The sequence below is a fragment of the Alkalimarinus alittae genome, from assembly GCF_026016465.1.
In the GTDB taxonomy this organism is placed as follows: domain Bacteria; phylum Pseudomonadota; class Gammaproteobacteria; order Pseudomonadales; family Oleiphilaceae; genus Alkalimarinus; species Alkalimarinus alittae.
Genome location: NZ_CP100390.1, coordinates 3,708,891 through 3,727,511 on the forward strand (window position 1 = coordinate 3,708,891; position 18,621 = coordinate 3,727,511).

Consider the following 18,621-nt stretch of genomic DNA (forward strand, 5'->3'; position numbering starts at 1 on the left):
CTAGTAAAGCGCCCGGGTTTCACCAATAGCCATTATAGACTTTTGAGCTCGCGACTGAGCCGCTAAAAAGCGTTCAGAGGGCTCCATCATGGGTTCGGACGTTAGCCGAACAGTCCCCCAGTGCATCCCTATAAGCTGCTTTGCACCAATATCTTCACCGATTTTTATCGCTTCTTCTGGGCTGGCATGTACTGCAGCAAAAACCGATCTGGGCGCATAAGCCCCAATAGGCACCAAGGCAATATCATAAGGCCCCGTTAAGCGGCCAATTCTTGAAAACTCTGAACCATAACCGGTATCGCCGGCAAAAAATATCTTCACCCCATCATGTTCAATCGCAAAGCTTCCCCATAACGAGCGATTTTCATCAGTTAAACGCCTACCTGAAAAGTGATAAGCAGGCAAACACTGGTATCGCGTTTCACCTTCTTTCAGTTCTTGATACCAATCCATTTCTATTACCCGCTCAAAGCCTAGTTTACGCAGTAACGCCCCCGTCTTCAGGGGGGTGATAAGGGTAATACTTGCTTTATCATCAATAGCCTTAAGCGCATGTGTATCAAGGTGATCATAGTGATTATGTGAAATGATAATGACATCAGGGGAAAGGTCGCTGATTTGTAGCGGAGTTTCGACCAATCGCCTAGGGCCACTAAACTGAACAGGGGACGCTCGTTGAGACAAAAAGGGATCTGTCAGAACTCGAAGTCCTTTAAACTGGATATAAAAACAAGCTTGCCCCAACCAACTAATCGAGGGAGTGGGCGCCATTGACGCTAGTTTCTGTAGCGCTAAATCTCGCGATAGACAATGTTCTTTTGGATAGTCAAAAGGCTTATTCCCTGAGACTGCAAGCTGCGCAAGCACCGGCAGCATTTTCGTAGAATGCCGACGATCAATCCACGGAGAGCCAGGCGGAGATCGAAAGCGACCATTTTGATGGTGCCATAAATCCGCAAAAGGATTACCAGAAATATCGGTTATATCCGCCACAAAGCCCTCTCTATTTTTGCGTTTATTTACGCTGCCTAATCAATGCTTCTTGGCAAACAGAAGCCACTAATATACCGTCCTGATTGTATATGTTACCTCGGTTAAGCCCTCTCCCTCGTGAGGCGCTTGGGCTATCCATGTCATATAGCAACCAATCGTCCACTCTAAAGTCGCGATGAAACCATATTGAGTGATCCAAACTCGCCACCTGCATGCCCTTCCCCATAAACGAAACGCCATGAGGAAGCATAGACGTACCCAGTAGGCCAAAATCTGAAGCATAAGCCAAAATACATTGATGAATAACAGGGTCATCTGGCAAATCTGCTATCGCTCGAAACCAGTTCTGCTTATACGGTTCACGAGTCTCTGGCGCCAAATAGTTGATAGGATCAATCGGACGGATCTCTATAGGGCGATCAACCGTATATTGTTCCCTTACTTTTTCAGGAATAAATTCTTTAAACTTTCGCCTTGTTTCAAGCTCAGAGTAAATACCCTCTGGGCCTTGCGCATCAGGCATATCGAATTGATGATCAAAACCTTCCTCTGGAGACTGAAAAGACGCCATCATCGCAAAAATTTCTGTCCCGCTTTGCCTTGCAATGACCCTGCGGGTCGAAAAAGTAGCCCCATCTCGCACGACCTGAACTTCATAGTCTATCGGTAGCGAATGATCTCCTGGGCGCAAAAAATAACCATGCATTGAGTGAGCATCTTTCTCCTCAACGGTTTTGCACCCTGCCATTAACGCTTGACCCAACACCTGCCCACCAAAAACATGCCGGAACCCTAAATTCTCACTATTACCCCGAAAGCTAAGTTCATTTAACGGCTCTAGCTGTAATAGTTCTACTAATTGTTTAAGCACTTCAGTCATTTACCGCTCACTTATCTAGGAATCACGCTTATAGTAAACAGGACAGGCTAAGATAATTCAATTGCTAAATACGCCACAATAATAGGTCATTTCGGTAAACACCCATATCATCACAATGGCGATCTGCTAGTATTTAACACAATAAGATCATGAGGAATGGTTATGAAATTTCAACACCCGCCACAAACATGTACAACGTTTTTATTAACCGCAACATTCATATCATCCCTGCTGCTTACATCAACCGTTACAGCCATAGATCTTAATTATAACCCTGAGTTTGATGCCCCCAGTTCAGATAAAACAGGCATGCCTAGCACACGTCAGTTCAACACCCAAAAACACCTATCTGAAGAACGGAAATCTACGACTAAAAACGATACAAACCGGCTGAAGTTGAACCCACAACACCAAGATATAACACCGGTGAAAGGCTGGTCCTTCAAAGCGCCCTCACTTTCTTCAGATAAGGCACCCAGTTTCACCGACGAACGTCAGTCGGTTAAAATGTCAGAACAACAAATGTGGCAAGAAGGGGGTAAAAACTACGATAACAACCCACTTAATCAGAATAACTACCGAGTAAATGTAGAAGCGGAACTTACATTTTAATGTGCGCTCAGTCATAAGCCACCCACCAGATTGATAGCAACCCCATAACGAACTAGCCGTTCATCTTTACTCGTGCTGCTCCTCTTTGGTGGCACAATCAATACAGCGAGATGAAAACGGCCTAATGGCCAATCTAGCGGCGGGGATAAGCCCTCCACAAGTAACGCACTCGCCGTATCGATCTTCATCCATGCGAATTAACGCGTTATTAATTTTATTAATTTCGCTCTCAGCTTCCGTCCCTAACGCCTGAAGTACTTCATCATTTTCTAACTCTACCGCTTGCTCAGCAAAATCATGATCTAGCGGCTTAGAGATATCCTTTTTAATACTTCTGAGTCGGCTCTCAAGCTCAGATCGTCTCGTAAGCAATTGAGCACGAATTTCCGAATATTCCTTCATAAGAAGCTACACCTTATATCAACTGGATTGTACGCTTACGTCCCAATTTAAATATAGCACCGAATTCGACCGGCGTTTTAATGCAGCCTTATTGTTTCGAGTTCACTTTCGCGTCAATGAATGCCTGGCACCAATTTAGACAGCGCTTGTTTTTCAGCCGTAAAGTCTCCTGTTAATGCAAACCCTTGCAATGAACCATTATGGTCATTAAATAGTGCTTTTACATGTGAACCATTACGCTCAATTAACCACTGACCTTCGCTATCAGGCCTTGGAGGTAAAACGACAGCCGGACAAGCAGGCGTTTTAGTCATTATAGGCATCACACCGTAGCTCACATCTGTCGGCGTTCCAGTCAACGTCTTTGCCAATGCGCGAGCACACGCCATAAGCGGCAAGACATACAGCAATACCTGACCATCCACTTCAGCACAATCACCGAGCGCAAACACATCCATCTCAGAGGTTTCTAATGTACGATTAACCACAATACCGTTATTAACCTGTAGCCCAGAGTTTTTTGCCAATGCAGTTCGTGGCTTTAACCCAACAGCGGAGATAACAACATCTGTTTCTATTGTTGAGCCATCATCTAATGTAGCTACCACGCCCTTACCCAGAGCGTCTACCTGAGTCACCACTCGACCAAAATGGAACCGAACGCCGACATTCGCCAACCCTTCAGCAACGGACTCTCCTGCCGCTGTTGGCAACAGACTAGGAAGCGCGGTATCAGAAGGCGCGACAACGTCAACATCATACCCGCCGATTTTAAGGTCGTTAGCGAATTCACATCCGATAAGCCCTGCCCCCATAATCAAAATTCGTTTCTTTTCGTTAAGTGATTCTCTAAAAAGACGGTAATCTGCCAGATCGTTAATTGCGAAGACCTTATCGGTTCCGCTCCCGGGTATATCCAACTTAACAATGTTTGCGCCCCAAGCGATCACAAGCTTGCTATATTTCAGCTCCTCATCACCGATTCGAACAATATGGCGCGGCGCATCAATACCGGTTACAGCAGTAAATGTCCTTACCTCTAAAGATAACTGTTCGGCCATTTTACCCGGGTCAGCCATCGACAATTGCTCAGGTGTTTTCTCTTTAGTAAAGCCAGTAGATAACATTGGCTTAGAGTAAGAGTGTCCGTCATCCGCGGTTAATAATAGCAAGGGAACATTTTTGTCTAGTTTTCTAACTTCACGAGCTAATGAATACCCAGAAAGCCCGGTTCCAATAATGACAATAGGCGCACTATCATGGGTTAGATTTGTATTAGTCATACTTCAATCTCTGATTTCAATTACTGATAGCAATCTCAGGTTTGCATCAAGCACTATATTTCAATCATTTCAAAATCTTCTTTACCCACACCACAGTCAGGGCAGAGCCAATCTTCAGGTACATCATCCCAAGTGGTGCCTGCTTCTATTCCGTCCTCTGGCCACCCCTCAGCTTCATCATAGATTAAGCCACATACAATACACTGCCACTTTTTCATTCCGTATCCTCTTTGAATAACGTGATGCCTGTAAAAATTTTACCCATCACCGTTATTATTTATAGTTGCGATAAATTAAATCAAAGCTAACGCTGAACTTCCACTTTATTCACAACCTTTATGTTCAATATCAAGCTGATCATTTCAGATTAGCTAGCTGTAGGCTATAATGCGCCCCTTCAAAAACATTCCAACTTACCCTCGTGATCTCTGCACAGGACTCAACCGATGTCGCTAAACGATCGCTGGCACACTTTTCGACGAGTGCCTTCCTTCTATCTACCCCACGAGTGGCGCAATTGGGTACTTGATCGTGGGTCGTTAACACAGCGATTAATCCATGCGAGCCATGGAAACTTTTCGGTAAGAGTCATTCGCCAGCAATGGCTAAAACCTAACTATGATGAAGCACGCTTACTTAACTGCCCTGCTAGCAGCAAAGCCTTAATTCGTGAAGTCGAGTTATTATGCCATGGCAACGTGTGGGTTATCGCACGCAGTATAATTCCTTACAACACGCTTAGCGGCAAAGAGCGCCAATTAAAGTCTCTCGGCAATCGTTCATTAGGTTCATTTTTATTTAAGTCCAAAGCGATGGTGAGAGGGCCTTTGCAAATCACCCAAACCTCTCCGGCAGCACTTTCAATGCAAACAGATGGCGCGATCAATGAGCCTCTATGGGGAAGGCGTTCTATTTTTTACTTACATGGAAAGCCACTTTTAGTCAGTGAACTTTTTTTGCCTTCAATCCTTAAAGATAGGCCTCAAATATAGCCTATAACGCCGTAAAGGCGCCTTATAGAGTCATTGATAGCGGTAGCATTCTTAACAAGAATCTGTAAGATATCGCTATATATTTCATGCATCAAAAGAGTTTTTTACTCTTCTGGGTCTTCAATCAACGTTTACTACCCTGACACCGAATAAATCATGAATAGCCCCACTGGTCGAACATATAATTTCAAAACACAACTACCTTACTACCTCCAACTCACCCGACTGGACCGCCCTATTGGTGTATATTTATTACTTTGGCCTACTCTATGGGCGCTTTGGTTTGCAGCATCCGGTGTTCCTTCTTTAAAGGTGCTATTTATTTTTATTGCAGGTGTTATTTTGATGCGGTCTGCAGGCTGCGTCATTAATGACTATGCAGACCGAGATATAGATGGTCATGTAGAACGCACAAAAGACCGCCCCCTACCTGCTGGAAAAGTAACAACAACAGAAACCTTAGCGTTATTTGCAGTACTCTGTTTAGCTTCATTTGGACTGGTATTGTTAACCAACACCCTAACCGTATACCTGTCATTCGGTGGATTGGCATTAGCTGCAACGTATCCATTTATGAAACGCCATACCTACTTGCCGCAAGTTGTTTTAGGTGCGGCCTTTGCTTGGTCAGTACCTATGGCATATACCGCAGAAACCGGAGAGCTCCAAAAGCAAGTATGGCTTCTCTATATTATTACCGTACTCTGGACCGTCGCCTATGACACGATTTACGCAATGGTTGACCGAGATGATGATATCAAGATAGGCGTGAAATCTACCGCTGTGTTATTCGGTAATGCTGACCGAATGGTGATTGCTGGACTGCAAACCTTAGTGATTCTGGCGCTGTGTATGGTAGGTCAACAAGCAGAGCTAGGCTCATTCTACTTTTTAGGGGTCGTCGTAGCGTCCACATTATTTGTATATCAGCAGCACCTCATTCGTAATAGAGATCGAGCAGAATGCTTTAAAGCCTTTCTAAACAATCACTGGGTGGGGTTGGCTATTTTTGTAGGCGTTGTTGCAGAGTATGTGTGAGCCGAGTTTTGTGGACATAGCTTTCTAATAAATAAAAAGCACTCTGTCATATACTTGTAACATACTGCCGTTGTAATAGTGGCCCATCGATTCATTAAAATAGGTCAAAAGGAATGGCAGGAAAAACCGTACTCATTGTAGACGACGAAGCACCCATCCGAGAAATGATAGCAGTCGCACTTGAAATGGCCGACTATCATTGCCTTGAAGCCAGTGACGCTCGCGAAGCGCATTCAATGATTATTGATCATGCACCTGATTTAATTTTGTTAGACTGGATGCTGCCTGGCACCAGCGGCATAGAGCTGGCACGCCGACTAAAAAAAGATGAAGGAACATCTGAAATCCCTATCATCATGCTCACAGCAAAAACAGAAGAAGACAATAAAATTCAAGGCCTAGAAGTGGGGGCCGACGACTATATTGCCAAACCGTTTTCACCTCGCGAATTAGTCGCTCGCTTAAAAGCAGTACTCAGAAGAGCAACACCTCAGGGTAAAGAAACGCCCATCAATATTGATAACTTAATTCTTGATCCTGCAGATCATCGAGTCACTTCAGACAGCCACCCGTTAGCCATGGGGCCGACCGAATACCGACTTTTACAGTTTTTTATGACGCACCAAGACAGAGTTTATACCCGCACTCAATTGCTCGACCACGTATGGGGTGGTAATGTTTATGTTGAAGAGCGAACGGTCGATGTTCACATTAGGCGACTAAGAAAAGCACTCGGAAGCCGACACGAATACCTTATCCAAACGGTACGTGGCGCAGGTTACCGATTTTCTACAAAAGTGGCTTAAGACATGTAGTCGCGGTGACTAAAAACGATGAAAAAAAACTGGCAACGCTACATTCAGCGCATTATTGTCTCGCTAATCGGGTTAACAGCCATCGGTTTGTTGGTCGGCTCACTTAGTTGGACGCTAGTAATAGGGCTCGCCGCTTACCTAACTTGGACGCTAACGCAAGCCATTAAACTTCATCAGTGGCTATATTCACCTAACACTAAAAGCACGCCACCTGAAAGCCACGGCCTTTGGGGCGATCTGTTTGATGGCATTCATACGCTTCAGAAAGACCATAATAACGTTCAAGACCGCTTGAGAACGATGATCAATCGTGTACAAGAATCAGCCAACGCACTGAACGATGCCGTTATAATGACCGATGCTCGAGGAGCCATGGAGTGGTGGAATAAATCTGCCACCACCTACTTAGGGTTTATGCCTCGCTCTGACCACGGCCAGCCCATCTATAATTTGATTCGTACGCCTGCCTTTAAATCCTATTTTGAACAAAAAAACTACGATGACCCCATAGAATTGTCTTCACCGGCCAAGCCGCATATCATGCTACGCTTTCGCATTACCCTGTTTGGTGAAGATGACCGCCTCATCATTGCTCAGGACATCACGCGCGTACACAATTTAGAGCAGATGCGAAAAGACTTTGTGAGTAATGTTTCTCATGAGTTGCGCACACCTCTTACGGTCATCAGCGGCTACCTTGAAACACTCTCAGGTAATGCTGACACGCTGCCGCCTATATGGAGTCGAGCATTAAACACAATGTCTCAGCAGGCAGGAAGAATGGAGCTGCTAATAAGTGATTTATTACTACTGGCGAAATTTGAAACGATTGACCAGAGCCAAGCAAGGCAAGCAGTCAACATCAATCGTTTGCTTAAAAGCATAAAAAGTGATGCGCTCGTACTTAGTGGCAACCAAGCACATAACATACATCTAACAACCAACACCGACAGTCTATTGATGGGCGATGAAAACCAACTAAGAAGCGCCTTTTCAAATATCATATTCAATGCGGTTAAGTACACGCCAGCCGAAGGTAATATTGATATTCACTGGTGGTCTGATGACAAAGGCGTTCACCTTTCGGTTAAAGATACCGGAGTAGGCTTTGACCCGATTCATATACCTCGCTTAACCGAGCGGTTTTACCGTGCAGACCCAAGCCGCCACAAAGATACTGGCGGCTCAGGGCTTGGTTTAGCCATCGTAAAACATGTACTTAGAAACCATGATGGTGAACTTGAGGTAAAGAGCAGCTTAGGGCTTGGTAGCGAGTTTATTTGTCACTTCCCCAGCCGTTCCCATTAGTTTGAGTAGTATCGCCTAACTAATGCCTATGCTGAAACACCGTAATTGTCATCCTCGCGAATGCGAAGATCCATTGTTTTAGCGGAGTTTCAAGTCATGGATTCCCGCCTTCGCGGCAATGACAGTCGTTTCTGGATGCTCTCCAACTAGCACTTAAACGTCCTTCCCCAAAGCAAATAATGGCTCTTCCATTCATATTATTCTAAACTGAACGTATAAAATAAAAACAATATAGGCTGACAGCAGACATGAATAACACTGAACGTCGCACTCATCACCGCTATTTAGCACCTTCGCTCTCCATATCTCTTAAATCAATAGAGCCTCAAGCAGACAATATTAATTCGATACAGCTATCGATGGTCGATTTTAACTGTTTCGGCATGGCCGTAGAGAGTCAGCATAATTTTAAAATTGGGGAGGAATTACAAGTCATTATTTCTGACAAACTTAATCAATCAGTCGATGTAGACTGCTTCGTTTGTAACCGAGCAAAAACCGCAGATGGCTATAGGTCAGGCTTGTATTTTATGCATCAAGGCGAGAATATTGTTGCGTCTAGACAATTATTGATGTCGATGGAGCAGCAGTTTGACAAAGTGGTTTAATGGCCTCGCACACCCTATGTTTGTTATGGGGCTAAGCGTAAAATAACCTACCCTGAATGATTCCCGCCTTCGCGGGAATGACAAGCGAGGTACTGTTTAAGAACTTCGCGCCCCCACCAACGACCAAAACGCATTCACCAATGGGTTCTTTAAACTTTTCTTCAACGTAAACAGCCCCACATCATAAGGCTCAAGTTCCGGCTGTACGTCTAATATTTTTATTCGATCAACCAATGGGCTATTGTCGAGTACTATTTTTGGCACCACACCTATTCCTAACCCTAAGCTCACCATACTAACGATGGCTTCGTTACCTGCGACCTGCGCATAAATACGAGGGTTTACATCCATTTTTCGAAACCAGCTATCAATTCGGTTACGCGCAATTCCACCTTCAGATAAGATCATTGGGACGGTTGACCAGGCTTCGGGGGATGTGGGTGTGATAAGCGGTACATTCGGGTCACTTTGTTTGGTCGGGGCTATAAACAATAACGGTGAAACAATAATAGGTTTAAAAGCGACCCCCCTAGGGAGAGTCTGTGGATGTGCAGCAATAGAAATATCGTCTTCACCGGCAATCACTCTTGCAACAGCGTGCTCGGGGTCTCCCGTATGCAGCTTTATTTCAATGCCAGGGTTGGTCTGCCGAAATCGATTAAGCAGATCAAATAAAATACTGTAACTCGCGGTCACTGAGCAGTACATACTGACTTGGCCGTGCAACTGGTCGTCATTCGACACTAAATCGTTACGAATGAGGTTCCACTCGGCAATGGCTTCACGAGCATACTGCTGAAATTTCTGACCTTCTGCGGTCAATACAACCGTGCGGTTGTCTCGATTAAACAAGACAACACCTAACTCATCTTCTAACTGCCTAATATTTCGAGACAGCGCAGAAATGCTGATATTGCAGGCATTGCTCGCTCGACCAAAATGTAGGTCGTCAGCGAGTGCGATAAAATGCTTTAAGCTACGAATATTCATGAGGTGATTATAGCGACTTCATCCACTTAATTGCAAAATATGGCACATTGCGTTGCGTTTATTTCAATTTACGAAAGACATACTTTTCTATAGAGTAGTCCCCCTGAATTTGAAAGCTCTTTAATTTTAACAAACGGAAGCATCACAATGTCTAACAACTATTTTAATACACTGCCTCTACGTGAGCAGCTTGAGCAATTGGCTAAGTGCCGTTTCATGGACATTTCTGAATTCCCAGACGGTGTTGATGCACTGAAAGGAAAGAAAATCGTTGTAATCGGTTGTGGTGCTCAGGGTCTAGCTCAGGGCATGAACTTACGTGACAGTGGTTGTGACGTATCTTACACTTTGCGTCAGGCAGCCATTGATGAGAAGCGTCAATCTTGGAAGAACGCCACTGAAAACGGTTTCACGGTTGGCACTTATGAAGAGCTAATTCCTACTGCTGATGTAGTACTGAACTTGACGCCAGATAAGCAGCACACATCTGTTGTTAACGCTATTATGCCTTTGATGAAGCAAGGCGCTTGTCTTTCTTATTCTCACGGTTTCAACATTGTTGAAGAAGGCATGCAAATTCGTGACGACCTAACCGTTATCATGGTTGCGCCTAAGTGCCCAGGTTCTGAAGTTCGTAACGAATACGTTCGTGGCTTTGGTGTACCAACACTCATCGCGGTTCACGAAGATAACGATCCTAAGGGTGAAGGTCTTGCCTTAGCTAAAGCTTACGCAGTAGGTACTGGCGGCCATAAAGCAGGCGTATTGATGTCTTCTTTCATCGCTGAAGTTAAGTCTGACTTGATGGGTGAGCAAACGATTCTTTGTGGCATGCTGCAAACCGGTTCACTACTATGCTTTGACAAAATGGTTGAAGAAGGGATTGACCCAGGCTACGCATCTAAGTTGATTCAGTACGGTTGGGAAACCATCACTGAAGCACTTAAGTACGGCGGCGTGACTAACATGCTGGATCGTTTGTCTAACCCAGCTAAGATCAAGTGTTTCGATCTAGCGGAAGAGCTTAAGCAGATCATGCGTCCGCTATACAACAAGCATCAGGACGACATCATCGACGGCACTTTCTCTCGCGTAATGATGGAAGACTGGGCGAATGACGATGCTAACCTTCTAAAATGGCGTGCAGAAACAGCTGAGACTGCTTTCGAGAAGACGCCAGCAGGCGACGTTGAGATCTCTGAGCAAGAGTACTTCGATAACGGTATTTTGATGGTTGCGATGGTTAAAGCCGGTGTTGAATTAGCATTCGAAACCATGACGGCTGCGGGTATCGTTGCTGACTCTGCCTACTACGAGTCACTACATGAAACACCATTAATCGCTAACACGATCGCTCGTAAGAAGTTGTACGAGATGAACGCAACGATTTCTGATACAGCAGAGTACGGTTGCTACTTATACAACCACGCGTGTTTACCTCTTTTGGCTGACTTCATGAAAGGCATCAAGACTGACGTAATCGGTAAAGGCCTTGAGTTAGACGACCTAGGTGTTGATAACGCTCGCTTGATCGAAGTAAATGCTGAATTGCGTGCTCACCCTGTTGAGGCAATCGGTACGGTTCTTCGTGGACACATGGCTGACATGAAGAAAATTGTTTAATTAAAACGATAAGCAATTGCACGACCGGTTACCTTGCTTTTGCAAGGTAACGAAAAGGCCAAGACTGAAGGTTTATACCTAAGATCTTGGCCTTTTTTTTAGCTGAAAAACAGACTGGATTCATATGACAACCAACCTCCCTATTCGCTTTGATGATTTAACGGTTAATTTTGATGATCGTTTTCAACTCGATCATATCAACTGGCAGATTGAACCCCAGCAACACTGGGTGATTACCGGTGCTAACGGTGCAGGCAAGTCGGCATTAGCAGCCGTTTTAGCAGGCGCAGGGGATACTGTATCGGGTAAGCTTGAGGGCGTGCCTGCGCGTGTGGGTCTGGTATCGTTTGAAGCTCAGGCTGAATTAATCGAAGCCGAGCGTAAGAAAGATGACGCGGATATTATGGACGTTATCTCCGAAGGCACACCAGTACATGAGATTCTTTTCAAAGATTGCGCTGACCCTGACCTAGCCAAAGAACTGGCTGAAAAGTTCAACCTGACCCAACTACTTGATCGCTCGTTTCGCAAACTGTCGACCGGTGAATCACGCAAAGTAATGTTGATTTGCGCGTTGGCAAGTAAGCCCGACCTATTAGTGCTCGATGAGCCTTTTGACGGTCTAGATGCTGACAGCTTAGCGATGCTGCAAGCGCACCTTCAAACGCTAATCAAAACAGTCCCCATGGTGATGGTTCTAAACCGTTTTGATGAATTCCCAGAATTTATTACCCATATTGCATACGTTGACCATGGCCAGCTGCAATTACAAGTAAGCCGAGACGATACCACTGCGTTCGAGGAGCTTTATAAATTATTACACATTAAAACCACTGATCTTACTGTTCCTGCTGCCGACCCTGATACCGCTATTCCCGCGCTCAATCCCGATGATCCTTTGGTGCGCTTAAGAAATTTGACCATTCAATATGACAATAAAAAGATCATCGACAACCTTAATTGGACTATTGAGCCCAACCAACACTGGCAATTAAGCGGCCCTAACGGCAGCGGCAAAACCGGCTTACTGTCGATCATCACTGGGGACCACCCGCAATGCTACGTTAACGATATTTTTGTCTTTGGCTTTAAGCGCGGTAGCGGTGAAAGTATCTGGCAAATCAAACAATTTATTGGTTATGTTTCTACAGCGCTACAATGGGAATACAAAGGCACCACCGGCCTGCGTAACGTTATCCTTTCTGGGTTTCATGATAGTAATGGTTTATACACTCGATGCACTGATAGGCAAAAAGCCATAGCCAATGAGTGGCTAGAGCTACTGGGTATGAGCGATAGAGGTGATGAGATTTTTGGTAAACTGTCTTATGGTGATCAACGCTTGCTCTTGATTGCACGCGCGATGGTCAAGCATCCGCCCTTGCTGATCCTTGATGAACCTTGTTTAGGGCTTGATGATATGAATCGGCAGATGGTGCTCGCCCTGATTGAGAAGATTTGTGCCAGTACGGGGATATCGGTGATCTATGTAAACCATCACCCTGAGGATAAAATAAAAGGGATTGGTAATTATATTTCGTTAGTTTGAGTTGACGATGTAGGTGAATTTAATCGCCTACAAATCAACACCAATCACGCCAAAGTAGCGCGATGCCTTTCATTTAACTACGCCCTTATTCAAACACTAAAACCTCGCCATATACTTCGAAAGATGCTCCATCTTCTGCGGGTCTTCATCTACAAAGCGAATGATAATGCTCACGAAATCGGTATCCATTCGCTTATCAACCGCTTGTAATTGATGCACATAGCCATTCAAGCGGGCCACCTCACCTTCAAGCTCAAGGTCTACAACCGCTGACTCAAGAATGCCAGGGAACTTCTCTTCTCGCTTGGCGATGACTTTAATTTCGGTCAGGCTTATAGCTTTGATTATGCACTTCACAGTGCTATCAGAAAACCTGACTTCTGCGACGCCCTTACTTCCGCCTTTTGCTGAGCTCGCATTCTTAACCGCCGCCTTTTTAACTTGCTCCATGCCCGACGTAGCACCCGTTAAGAGTGAAGCGGTCTGACTGTTATCTGACGCAGGCGCTTTAACGGTTGTTGATGCGCCCGTTAAAAGTGAGGCAGAATTTTTGAACGCATCTTGCAGTGGCGCACTTTGAACGTGCGCTGACTTTTTTAATTTTGACCCCAACGCTTTAATAATACGGCCTGAGAGTTGCTCTGGACTGAAGGGCTTTCCCAAATAACCTGAAACACCCTCTTTTACTGCCTCCATGACATGGTCACGATCTCCACGACTGGTAATCATGATAAAAGGTGTTTTTACATAACTATCATGCTGTCTTGCCCAACGAAGTAACTCAAGCCCATTCATTTCAGGCATTTCCCAATCGCATAAGATGAGGTCAAACGCCCCCCGCTCCATCAAGGCTTGAGCTTTTTTCCCATCGGACGCTTCTTCCATCACAATGCTAGGGAAACTATTACGAACTGTTCGCTTCACCAAATCACGAACAAAACTGGCGTCATCAACGACTAACGCCTTAATATTGGCCATACGATCTCCAAATTAAGTTACGGGCAGCTAAACCGTCAACAGCCAGAATCGTTATCCATCTGCCATATCTATCAGTATTTTTTTACCCTATACACATAGCATAGATGACTGTTCGAAATTTGCGTTGAAAACTATCATTACCAACAGGCAAATAGCACTGTAGGCCTCACGAAATCTTTTGCCTTTTTTCGTTTACCCAAAAGGCCGTTGCACCACAAACAGCTGCAGGCACCGCGATCAAATTGACGATAGGAATCATCGCGACCACATACACTAACATACCAAACGACAAAGAGGGCCAACGTCTTTCAGACGCAAATCGTTTAAGGTGAGCAAATGACATATTGTTGTTGTCTGCTGGGTAATCAACATACTGTAACGTCATCATCCAACTTGAAAAACCAAACCAGAGCACACCTGCGATTAAATTCACGCCAGGAATAAAACCCAATATCAGCAACAATATTGCTCGTGGAAGATAATAGATTAGCTTGTGTAATTCTCTAGCGATGCTACGCGGAATAGTGGCGACAAGAGCCTTCCAGCCATCATCACCCTCCAGTTTTTCACCTGTTAAATGCTGTTCAACCTTTTCAGATAATATCCCATAAAAAGGCGAACCGATTAAGTTTGCAACTGCCACAAAGCAATACGCTAAAACCATAATAATAGCCACCGCATATAACGGCCAGAACAACCATTCCAAGAAAGATAACCAAGTCGGTAACCACTCCATCAAAGCAGCCATCCAGCCACCAAAAAGCTCATAACTGGCTGTCACCATCCAGTAAAACAACAATGTATTGATCATTAACGGAGCGATAACAAATAGGCGCAACCCTGGCTGCCTAATAAGCCGAAACCCCTCAGAGAAATAGGCGAGCCCACCCGATAAGTTTAGTTGGGATACTTGTTGGTTATTCATTCATTTTCCTTCTATTTAACATCAATCCATAACGTTTATGATGCTTATTTAGTTTTCTTGAATACGGTGTATTTGATACTGGCTAGCATCAAGATAGCTACCAAAAACAGGAATATGTCGATACCGCAAATCAGACTTCATTAGATTTAATATACTTTTTTTGAGCACGCCACTCATCAACGCGCCGAGTGTGACCGACTTAATAATCGCCGTAGGCATGCGATGCAAATAAACTTTCTGACCTTCAAAGTCCATTGATTTATCAGCCACTGAGACAGGCCTTATAATGCGCCACTCACGCTCACTTTGATAGTGTTCGCCTCGCGTAAAAAGAGGTGAAAATGGATGCGTTTCTTTTAATTTAAGCGGACGCTCTTGAGTATATTTAACAGGTATAAATAGCTGGGGGTCTCCTCGATATTGCTTATGAGTAAAAAACTCATGAGTTTGATCCAACTCCATCACCATCCCTCGGTGATTATCTGCATGATATTGCCAAAGCATAGTGTTATCGCCCCGCTCATATAGCCCCAATACCGTCAGAGATTTGCGTTGTTTTGCTGATAACGAAATCGCATCAGGTATAGACCGTTGCCGTATTTGGGCTTCTATAGACGCCCGCTTTTGTGCAGCCTGCTCAATAAAATACTCAAACGTCATCAAGCTCGATAACGCGTCAGGCAACGCTTGATACTGACTTTTTAGTTCAGCACGATACTCTTCCTCCGATACCGCGGCCACCCCATCAGGCTGCTTCATTGGTGCATTAGCCACAAACGGGTCTATTAGCGTATCAGCATCTACAAAAGGCAGTCTCCCCTCTCTTAACCACGTCAACCCCGACCCCTTGCAATATAAAAACAGACTCACACAACACCTTTACGTTTTTTTGATCAAACCATATCACTATTAAGTCGCAGCCCATAAAGCCACTCAACGACAACTATCATAGCGAAAAGTACCATAATTCTAATAGTCAGATTTTAAATCATTTAGCAATTGCCGCCATTTCGTTGTATAAAGCACCTTTTTAAGGTCTATGCTTAGCAGGTAAAACTCAGTGACATAGGCTCTGACCCAGTGCCTAAGAATCAATGTATTTATGAATAAAGATCACATCCCTATTGTCTACCAAGATGACCACGTCATTGTTGCGGTTAAACCCAATGGCCTACTGTCTGTTCCTGGTCGGGCGCCAGAGCACAAAGATTGCCTTATCAGTCGAATTCAGCAAACACGGCCTGAAGCATTGACAGTTCACCGCCTTGACTGCGAAACCTCTGGGCTTGTCGTACTCGCCTGCAATAAAGAAAGTCAGCGCGAGTTGAGTCGCCAGTTTCACGATAGAGAAATTCAAAAACGTTATATTGCGGTGGTAGATGGCGTTCTAGAAAACGACGAAGGTGAAGTCAACCTCCCTCTTATTGGTGATTGGCCGAACCGCCCCAAGCAAATGGTCGACTTTGAACGGGGCAAGCCCTCCCAAACATTTTATAACGTTCTTAGTCGCTCAAACAATACTACTCGTGTTTCATTAACCCCTATTACTGGCCGTTCTCACCAACTAAGGGTCCACATGTTGTCGCTAGGTCATGCTATTTTAGGTGATAGTCTTTATGCATCAGATAACGTCTTAGCAAAATCGCCCAGAATGCTACTACATGCATCCGAACTCGGATTCAAACACCCATCAACGGAGGAATTTTGTGTTTACCAATATCCTGCTGAGTTTTAAACCCTTGTTTAATCACAAATGGTCGGCTATCCACAAACTCGCATTATGGACGGCTGTCATCGCTATATTTTATCTTGCAACAACATCAGTAGAGCATACCGTACAGTCAACCTTTAATGATAAGTTTAATCACCTGATAGCGTTTGGGGTGCTGTCATTTCTGAGCCATATAGCCTTTCAAAATCGTCCATGGTTACACTGGGCTATCGCTCTTTTTAGCTATGGCTTATTGATTGAACTCGTACAGTACTTTCTCCCTCATCGAGCGTTTTCTCTACTCGATCTCGCCACCGATTTACTGGGCATCGTTGCTTATGTGATTATTTTTAAACCCCTCTTTACCCCACTTTTAAGCCTTCCCCCCCTCGACTATGCAAAAAAAACATAACTCATGCGTTTGTACGCAAACAAACCTGTAGGAAATTGCCCATTAGCTTTGTGCGAAATATCTCACAAATGTGTAGGATATCTCCCTAATTATCCATAAAACCTAATAAAGAAAACGCCAACTCACTTATAAGAGATTGTTTTATATCGATTTAATTAAAACACCGCCAACAAACAAAAATCAACTGTGATAACCGTCACACTCCTGTAACAGTTCCACTGCTATAGTTCATTTCGTCAAGGCAGACAGGGAAACGGACACTACCAGGAAGGCATCTTCGTATGGATACGAAGGGAAGCATGGAGCAGATGGAATCTGTCAGCTTAAGGGATTCAAATTAAGGACACAAAGCATTGACGCTTTGTTTGTATAGGTACAGTAAGTACCGTCAAAATTGGTAAGAGCAGAACTCTCAAGGATTGAGTTAAGGATAGACCGATAAAGGATTTATCTAGCCAGGATTGCAAAATTAGCCAAGGTAGGCAACGGACTTTAGGGATAATACGGAAGTTACTTGTTACGGATACCCAAGGTTGGGCAGGACGCTAAGGACTAAAAGGAATTTAATAGGCGCATCAATGGACTGATGTTTCTTTCAGGATGAAAGTTTAACCGATACGTGATGAATCATTGGATGTATTGTCACTCGGTATAAATATATAACAATCCTAATAATAATGATGGCGTCAGCCATATCATGGAAGATTAAATAGACCTGTTCCGACATAAGGGCTCATCAAAATGATGGGCCTTTTTATTTTGTCCGCCGTATACACTTACCGTTCACCTGCCGCATGATAAATTCTAACCTGATTAAACTCTTCAAATTCGTTTAGGTCAGGCCAAGTTCTACAAGTAATAACTTGCTGCAACTCATACGCCTCATCGCCCAAATTTTTAACCCTTGAGTCCGCTAAAATAATCAGTGAAGCCGCCTGTTTAAACCGTTTCAAAAACGGCATATTCTCAGGGTCATACAGCACATCAGCCGCAACGATGACATCAATATCACCCAGACACTGCTCCAAATCTTCTGAAACTACGACTTCAACATTATTAAGGGATGCATTAGCGTTGGCGGCATCAAGCGCGTCGGGGTCAATATCACAAGCAATGGCCTTGTTAGCACCCGCCTTAGCTGCCGCAATAGCGACGATGGCAGAACCTGCACCAAAATCGAGTACATTTTTACCTGCTACCAGTTCAGGGTGTTGCAAAATATAACTGGCCAGCGCTTGCCCGCTCGCCCAACAAAAAGACCAATAAGCAGGCTCTGCCACAACCGCCTGAGCTTCATCATGACTTAATGGACCTTCTAGTACCTCGGGGTTAAATAAATAAAGAGACAGCGCCTTACAACCGGCAGGCTGAGTGATGGCTACATCCCCTTTCGATAAAGTTTTTTGAATGTTTTTAATCAGTTTATCTTTGGTCATATGGATAGCAAAGCGTCTTTGTGAGCCTGGGCAATCAGTTATTTTAAACTGAATCGCCTTAATTCG

The 18,621-nt window shown here is 44.4% G+C and carries 20 protein-coding genes; 10 read left to right on the plus strand and 10 right to left on the minus strand.

The features are described 5' to 3' along the window. Together NKI27_RS16710 and NKI27_RS16715 are read right to left on the minus strand one after the other, a co-directional pair. Positions 1–993, minus strand: a complete 993-nt coding sequence (locus NKI27_RS16710; RefSeq protein WP_265047165.1) for an MBL fold metallo-hydrolase — start codon at positions 991–993, stop codon at positions 1–3. A gap of 22 nt (positions 994–1,015) precedes the next feature. Further along, positions 1,016–1,873 carry an acyl-CoA thioesterase gene (locus NKI27_RS16715; RefSeq protein WP_265047166.1) on the minus strand — a complete coding sequence of 286 codons (858 nt, stop codon included), beginning with the start codon at positions 1,871–1,873 and terminating at the stop codon, positions 1,016–1,018. A 162-nt stretch (positions 1,874–2,035) separates the two neighbouring features. Between NKI27_RS16715 and NKI27_RS16720 the strand changes: the two genes are divergently transcribed. Then, positions 2,036–2,485 carry a hypothetical protein gene (locus tag NKI27_RS16720; protein WP_265047167.1) on the plus strand — a complete coding sequence of 150 codons (450 nt, stop codon included), beginning with the start codon at positions 2,036–2,038 and terminating at the stop codon, positions 2,483–2,485. Positions 2,486–2,551: 66 nt separating this feature from the next. On the opposite strand, the gene NKI27_RS16725 is transcribed toward NKI27_RS16720, so the two are convergent. From NKI27_RS16725 to NKI27_RS16735, 3 genes are all read right to left on the minus strand, one after another. Beyond that, positions 2,552–2,887: a TraR/DksA family transcriptional regulator gene (locus NKI27_RS16725; RefSeq protein ID WP_265047168.1), complete on the minus strand. Its 336-nt coding sequence runs from the start codon at positions 2,885–2,887 to the stop codon at positions 2,552–2,554. A 113-nt stretch (positions 2,888–3,000) separates the two neighbouring features. Further along, entirely contained in the window at positions 3,001–4,170 is a 1,170-nt protein-coding gene (locus NKI27_RS16730) for an NAD(P)/FAD-dependent oxidoreductase (protein ID WP_265047169.1), read from the minus strand. Between the two features lie 53 nt (positions 4,171–4,223). After that, positions 4,224–4,388, minus strand: a complete 165-nt coding sequence (locus NKI27_RS16735) for a rubredoxin (RefSeq protein WP_265047170.1) — start codon at positions 4,386–4,388, stop codon at positions 4,224–4,226. A gap of 228 nt (positions 4,389–4,616) precedes the next feature. Here NKI27_RS16735 and NKI27_RS16740 point away from each other — a divergent pair, with 228 nt between their 5' ends. The 5 genes from NKI27_RS16740 (at position 4,617) to NKI27_RS16760 (ending at position 8,931) form a co-directional block, all read left to right on the plus strand. After that, the gene (locus tag NKI27_RS16740) at positions 4,617–5,162 is read left to right on the plus strand and encodes a chorismate--pyruvate lyase family protein (protein WP_265047171.1); all 546 of its coding nucleotides are present in this window, start codon (positions 4,617–4,619) and stop codon (positions 5,160–5,162) included. 156 nt (positions 5,163–5,318) lie between these two features. Next, positions 5,319–6,200 (plus strand): 4-hydroxybenzoate octaprenyltransferase, encoded by an 882-nt coding sequence (ubiA, locus tag NKI27_RS16745; protein ID WP_265047172.1) that lies wholly within the window; start codon positions 5,319–5,321, stop codon positions 6,198–6,200. A gap of 113 nt (positions 6,201–6,313) precedes the next feature. Then, positions 6,314–7,006: a phosphate regulon transcriptional regulator PhoB gene (gene phoB / locus NKI27_RS16750; RefSeq protein WP_265047173.1), complete on the plus strand. Its 693-nt coding sequence runs from the start codon at positions 6,314–6,316 to the stop codon at positions 7,004–7,006. Between the two features lie 27 nt (positions 7,007–7,033). Next, on the plus strand, positions 7,034–8,323 hold the full coding sequence (phoR, locus tag NKI27_RS16755; protein WP_265047174.1) for a phosphate regulon sensor histidine kinase PhoR: 1,290 nt from the start codon (positions 7,034–7,036) through the stop codon (positions 8,321–8,323). Between the two features lie 248 nt (positions 8,324–8,571). Next, complete coding sequence (locus tag NKI27_RS16760; RefSeq protein WP_265047175.1) at positions 8,572–8,931, plus strand: PilZ domain-containing protein; 360 nt, start codon at positions 8,572–8,574, stop codon at positions 8,929–8,931. A 96-nt stretch (positions 8,932–9,027) separates the two neighbouring features. On the opposite strand, the gene ilvY is transcribed toward NKI27_RS16760, so the two are convergent. Continuing rightward, complete coding sequence (gene ilvY, locus NKI27_RS16765; RefSeq protein ID WP_265047176.1) at positions 9,028–9,921, minus strand: HTH-type transcriptional activator IlvY; 894 nt, start codon at positions 9,919–9,921, stop codon at positions 9,028–9,030. Between the two features lie 147 nt (positions 9,922–10,068). On the opposite strand from ilvY, the gene ilvC reads away from it, so the two are divergent. Both ilvC and modF read left to right on the plus strand, forming a co-directional pair. Further along, positions 10,069–11,544, plus strand: coding sequence for a ketol-acid reductoisomerase (ilvC, locus tag NKI27_RS16770; RefSeq protein ID WP_265047177.1), 1,476 nt, complete (start codon positions 10,069–10,071; stop codon positions 11,542–11,544). Between the two features lie 124 nt (positions 11,545–11,668). Next, the gene (modF, locus tag NKI27_RS16775; protein WP_265047178.1) at positions 11,669–13,093 is read left to right on the plus strand and encodes a molybdate ABC transporter ATP-binding protein ModF; all 1,425 of its coding nucleotides are present in this window, start codon (positions 11,669–11,671) and stop codon (positions 13,091–13,093) included. Positions 13,094–13,189: 96 nt separating this feature from the next. Here the strand turns inward: modF and NKI27_RS16780 are convergent, their stop codons facing one another. The 3 genes from NKI27_RS16780 to NKI27_RS16790 all read right to left on the minus strand — a co-directional run bounded on the left by NKI27_RS16780 (position 13,190) and on the right by NKI27_RS16790 (position 15,866). Continuing rightward, positions 13,190–14,071 carry a response regulator gene (locus tag NKI27_RS16780; protein ID WP_265047179.1) on the minus strand — a complete coding sequence of 294 codons (882 nt, stop codon included), beginning with the start codon at positions 14,069–14,071 and terminating at the stop codon, positions 13,190–13,192. A 166-nt stretch (positions 14,072–14,237) separates the two neighbouring features. After that, positions 14,238–14,996: a sulfate transporter CysZ gene (cysZ, locus tag NKI27_RS16785; RefSeq protein ID WP_265047180.1), complete on the minus strand. Its 759-nt coding sequence runs from the start codon at positions 14,994–14,996 to the stop codon at positions 14,238–14,240. Between the two features lie 48 nt (positions 14,997–15,044). Then, on the minus strand, positions 15,045–15,866 hold the full coding sequence (locus NKI27_RS16790; protein WP_265047181.1) for a hypothetical protein: 822 nt from the start codon (positions 15,864–15,866) through the stop codon (positions 15,045–15,047). A 232-nt stretch (positions 15,867–16,098) separates the two neighbouring features. Between NKI27_RS16790 and NKI27_RS16795 the strand changes: the two genes are divergently transcribed. Then, the gene (locus NKI27_RS16795; protein WP_265047182.1) at positions 16,099–16,731 is read left to right on the plus strand and encodes a pseudouridine synthase; all 633 of its coding nucleotides are present in this window, start codon (positions 16,099–16,101) and stop codon (positions 16,729–16,731) included. Continuing rightward, positions 16,703–17,119: a VanZ family protein gene (locus NKI27_RS16800; RefSeq protein WP_265047183.1), complete on the plus strand. Its 417-nt coding sequence runs from the start codon at positions 16,703–16,705 to the stop codon at positions 17,117–17,119. Before NKI27_RS16795 ends, NKI27_RS16800 begins: the two co-directional genes overlap by 29 nt. A 776-nt stretch (positions 17,120–17,895) precedes the next feature. On the opposite strand, the gene NKI27_RS16805 is transcribed toward NKI27_RS16800, so the two are convergent. Continuing rightward, positions 17,896–18,555 carry a 50S ribosomal protein L11 methyltransferase gene (locus NKI27_RS16805; RefSeq protein ID WP_265047184.1) on the minus strand — a complete coding sequence of 220 codons (660 nt, stop codon included), beginning with the start codon at positions 18,553–18,555 and terminating at the stop codon, positions 17,896–17,898. Between the last annotated feature and the right edge of the window lie 66 nt (positions 18,556–18,621).

Excerpts from the sequence above, each read along its gene's own strand:
- NKI27_RS16715 (WP_265047166.1), bottom strand. The coding sequence starts at position 1,873 with ATGACTGAAGTGCTTAAACAATTAGTAGAACTATTACAGCTAGAGCCG.
- NKI27_RS16720 (WP_265047167.1), top strand. The coding sequence starts at position 2,036 with ATGAAATTTCAACACCCGCCACAAACATGTACAACGTTTTTATTAACC.
- NKI27_RS16725 (WP_265047168.1), bottom strand. The coding sequence starts at position 2,887 with ATGAAGGAATATTCGGAAATTCGTGCTCAATTGCTTACGAGACGATCT.
- NKI27_RS16730 (WP_265047169.1), bottom strand. The coding sequence starts at position 4,170 with ATGACTAATACAAATCTAACCCATGATAGTGCGCCTATTGTCATTATT.
- NKI27_RS16735 (WP_265047170.1), bottom strand. The coding sequence starts at position 4,388 with ATGAAAAAGTGGCAGTGTATTGTATGTGGCTTAATCTATGATGAAGCT.
- NKI27_RS16740 (WP_265047171.1), top strand. The coding sequence starts at position 4,617 with ATGTCGCTAAACGATCGCTGGCACACTTTTCGACGAGTGCCTTCCTTC.
- ubiA (WP_265047172.1), top strand. The coding sequence starts at position 5,319 with ATGAATAGCCCCACTGGTCGAACATATAATTTCAAAACACAACTACCT.
- phoB (WP_265047173.1), top strand. The coding sequence starts at position 6,314 with ATGGCAGGAAAAACCGTACTCATTGTAGACGACGAAGCACCCATCCGA.
- phoR (WP_265047174.1), top strand. The coding sequence starts at position 7,034 with ATGAAAAAAAACTGGCAACGCTACATTCAGCGCATTATTGTCTCGCTA.
- NKI27_RS16760 (WP_265047175.1), top strand. The coding sequence starts at position 8,572 with ATGAATAACACTGAACGTCGCACTCATCACCGCTATTTAGCACCTTCG.
- ilvY (WP_265047176.1), bottom strand. The coding sequence starts at position 9,921 with ATGAATATTCGTAGCTTAAAGCATTTTATCGCACTCGCTGACGACCTA.
- ilvC (WP_265047177.1), top strand. The coding sequence starts at position 10,069 with ATGTCTAACAACTATTTTAATACACTGCCTCTACGTGAGCAGCTTGAG.
- modF (WP_265047178.1), top strand. The coding sequence starts at position 11,669 with ATGACAACCAACCTCCCTATTCGCTTTGATGATTTAACGGTTAATTTT.
- NKI27_RS16780 (WP_265047179.1), bottom strand. The coding sequence starts at position 14,071 with ATGGCCAATATTAAGGCGTTAGTCGTTGATGACGCCAGTTTTGTTCGT.
- cysZ (WP_265047180.1), bottom strand. The coding sequence starts at position 14,996 with ATGAATAACCAACAAGTATCCCAACTAAACTTATCGGGTGGGCTCGCC.
- NKI27_RS16795 (WP_265047182.1), top strand. The coding sequence starts at position 16,099 with ATGAATAAAGATCACATCCCTATTGTCTACCAAGATGACCACGTCATT.
- NKI27_RS16805 (WP_265047184.1), bottom strand. The coding sequence starts at position 18,555 with ATGACCAAAGATAAACTGATTAAAAACATTCAAAAAACTTTATCGAAA.